Source organism: Mycolicibacterium palauense, assembly GCF_002592005.1.
GTDB lineage: Bacteria > Actinomycetota > Actinomycetes > Mycobacteriales > Mycobacteriaceae > Mycobacterium > Mycobacterium palauense.
Genome location: NZ_NVQF01000180.1, coordinates 1 through 2,581, shown reverse-complemented (window position 1 = coordinate 2,581; position 2,581 = coordinate 1). Strand labels below are relative to the sequence as shown.

Genomic DNA, 2,581 nt, shown 5'->3' with positions numbered 1-2,581 from the left:
GATGGATATATCCCACCCACCAACGCTGGGTCGCTCCCACCCACCAACGCTGGGTCGCTCCCACCCACCAACGCTGGGTCGCTCCCACCCACCAACCCGATGATCTCCACACCCGAGGCCACCCGCGGGTCGAACTCCATCCGGCCGAACGCGGCCGCGCTGATGAACACCTTCGGCTTGGCGTCGCCGAGAATGTGGGTGAGTTCCTTGCGGCCGTAGAAATGCACGATCGGCACCACCACGGCGCCGAGCAGCGCCGCCGCCCAGAAGGTCGCGGCCGCCTCCATCCAGTTGGGCAACTGCATGGCGACCACGTCACCGGGCCCCACCCCGCGTTTCCTCAACCCCTCCGCCAGGCGCCGGGCCGAGGCCTCCACATCGGCGATGGACCCGTGGTAGGGCCGAACCTTCGAGTGCACCCGGAACTCCTGTTCGGGCGCCCGGGCGAGCCCCCGGTGGACCAGATCCCCCAGCGTGTCCGGGGTCCACCAGCCCTCGCGTCGGTAGCGCTGGACGAGTTCGTCGGGAATCTCTCGCATCGGTTACCGCACCTCACCTTCTGCTGGGGATGCTATTCTCCGGAGCCGAGAATGCCAATCTCCCGTTCGGCGAAGATGAGAATCCGGTTTCGGCGTGCCGACGCCGATCTCGTTCTATAGTCAGGCCGAACAGCCGAAGCCGTGGAGGAGCATGTGAAGTCGGTCCTGGGAAGCGCCGCGGGTGCCCTGCTCATCGCGGCCGCGGCAGTCGGGTTCGCTCCCCCGGCCAACGCCATGTACCTGGGCAACTACAACTTGCACATCCCCGATCGCCGCGACTTCCACACCTGGGTGTTCTCCCTGATCACCCCCTGCGTGGGTTCCACCAACGCCACCGATTGCATCCAGGTGATCGCCCTGCCGCAGCCCATCGCCAAGGCCTACCAGTACGAGGGCGACGTCCATCTGATCGACGGCCAGTACGTCATGACCGTGGACGACCCGTTCGGCCTGCGCTGCGGCAACATCTACTACGGCCCGACCGTCCCCACCCACGACGTGTACCGCTGGGACCCGAACACGCTGGCCGGCACCCTGGAATCCAGCTTCGCCGCCGGCTGCGACGGCGCGCCCGGGGGCACGCTGACCTACCCGCTCTGGCTGACGAGGATGTGATGATGCGTTCGATGCCGGCAACGGCGGCAGTGATCGCGGCGCTGGTCGGTGGTCTCGGCGTGGCCGCCCCCGCGGCCGCCGATGATCCGGTGCTGCACCACGTTCGATACACCGTGTCCTCGGACGCCCCGTTCTGGGCGCACATCTACTACCGCGACAGCGAGCCGGCGATGTTCTCCGATTACAGCCACAATCCGTACATGTTCAGCCCACGGGTGGATGTCGATCTCGCGCCGGACAAGCCGTGGGTCCTCGACACGATGCTGGCCGATCCCCAGATGTGGGCGATGGTGGTGGTGCAGAGCGGCGAGACGCAACAAACCCCGACGCCGGGGTTCAGTTGCGAACTTATGGTGGACGGCAACGTCGTCCAGACGAACAGCGGCCCCAAGGGCGCGCTGTGCGCACTGCGCACCTGGTGAGCCCCGTCATGAGCCCCCGGGCGATAGAGACTCGATAGTCGCCCGAAAGGCGCCTCCGTACCGGCGGCCGCCGACCTGCTCAGTTGGGGTTGCTCAGCGCGTCCCCGCGCCGCCACAGGCTCGCGCCGTTCACCGGGATGCAGCTCAGGAACAGACCGTCCGGGGCCTGGGCGACCATGTGCAGGCTGCCGTCGCAGGAAGAGTTCTCGTCGCGGATGCCGGCGATGGGTGGCGAGCGGAACCAGCGCGGCGCGTACCGCCGCGGCGATCCGCAGAACAGCAACCGGCCCGGCTGGATCGAGGGACCCGCGACGGCTGTCCCGAACACGAAGTAGTTGGGGTTCGCGCAATAGTCGCCCAACACCACGTTCGGGGTGATCCCGGGGACGCAGAACGCGTCATTGCAGGTCTGCGGGCCCGCGGCCGCCTGCGGCGCCGTCAGAATCCCGGCCACCATCACCGACGCAGCCGCCACGCTGCACATCTGGTTCATGCGCACGTCACTACTTTCGCACAGCCGGAAACGAAACTCTCCATTTCCGAGAAGATTACTGCGCCCCCGGGGGCGGACCTACCCCGGCCCGCATTCAACCACGGTCATCGTCGGGGCCGGTAGGCTGCACGACGGGCCGCAATCGCGTTCTCCCGTAGTGGCGCGCCGGGCCGACACCGCGCGACGGGCGGGCCCCCAGCCGATCACACATCCACCTGAACAGGAGGCGGGCCGTGGTTTCCGAACCCCCGGGCTCCGGTGCCGATCGCACCGCCGACGAGGCTGCCGACGACGCTGCCGACAAGGCTGTCGATGACGAGGCTGCCGACGAGGCTGTCGATGACGAGGTAACCCGCGCAGATGCGCGGGTTACCTCGTCATCGACAGCCTGTCGCGTAGACTCATCATACACCGCCTACGCCTACCTCTGTTCACATTCTGCCGTGCATCATTATCCTGTCACACAAGTATCAACCCGCCACAGACACAACACAAAGCAAACCGTGTCACAC

At 67.0% G+C, this 2,581-nt stretch carries 5 protein-coding genes; 3 read left to right on the top strand and 2 right to left on the bottom strand.

The annotated features are described in order from the left end of the window. Positions 1-539, bottom strand: a 539-nt coding sequence (locus CSR00_RS29695; protein WP_141564541.1) for an AMP-binding protein, incomplete at its 3' end; no start/stop codon positions are given. 153 nt (positions 540-692) lie between these two features. On the opposite strand from CSR00_RS29695, the gene CSR00_RS29690 reads away from it, so the two are divergent. Together CSR00_RS29690 and CSR00_RS29685 are read left to right on the top strand one after the other, a co-directional pair. Then, positions 693-1,154 carry a hypothetical protein gene (locus tag CSR00_RS29690; RefSeq protein WP_245906761.1) on the top strand — a complete coding sequence of 154 codons (462 nt, stop codon included), beginning with the start codon at positions 693-695 and terminating at the stop codon, positions 1,152-1,154. Between the two features lie 2 nt (positions 1,155-1,156). Further along, complete coding sequence (locus tag CSR00_RS29685; protein ID WP_099025926.1) at positions 1,157-1,576, top strand: Rv2576c family protein; 420 nt, start codon at positions 1,157-1,159, stop codon at positions 1,574-1,576. A 79-nt stretch (positions 1,577-1,655) separates the two neighbouring features. On the opposite strand, the gene CSR00_RS29680 is transcribed toward CSR00_RS29685, so the two are convergent. After that, complete coding sequence (locus tag CSR00_RS29680; RefSeq protein ID WP_245906763.1) at positions 1,656-2,069, bottom strand: hypothetical protein; 414 nt, start codon at positions 2,067-2,069, stop codon at positions 1,656-1,658. Between the two features lie 233 nt (positions 2,070-2,302). Here CSR00_RS29680 and CSR00_RS31095 point away from each other — a divergent pair. Then, positions 2,303-2,581 (top strand): hypothetical protein (locus CSR00_RS31095; RefSeq protein WP_218014567.1); only part of this gene is annotated, 279 nt, incomplete at its 3' end.

Coding starts and splice junctions, on each gene's coding strand:
- CSR00_RS29685 (WP_099025926.1), top strand. CDS start 1,157: ATGCGTTCGATGCCGGCAACGGCGGCAGTGATCGCGGCGCTGGTCGGT.
- CSR00_RS29680 (WP_245906763.1), bottom strand. CDS start 2,069: ATGAACCAGATGTGCAGCGTGGCGGCTGCGTCGGTGATGGTGGCCGGG.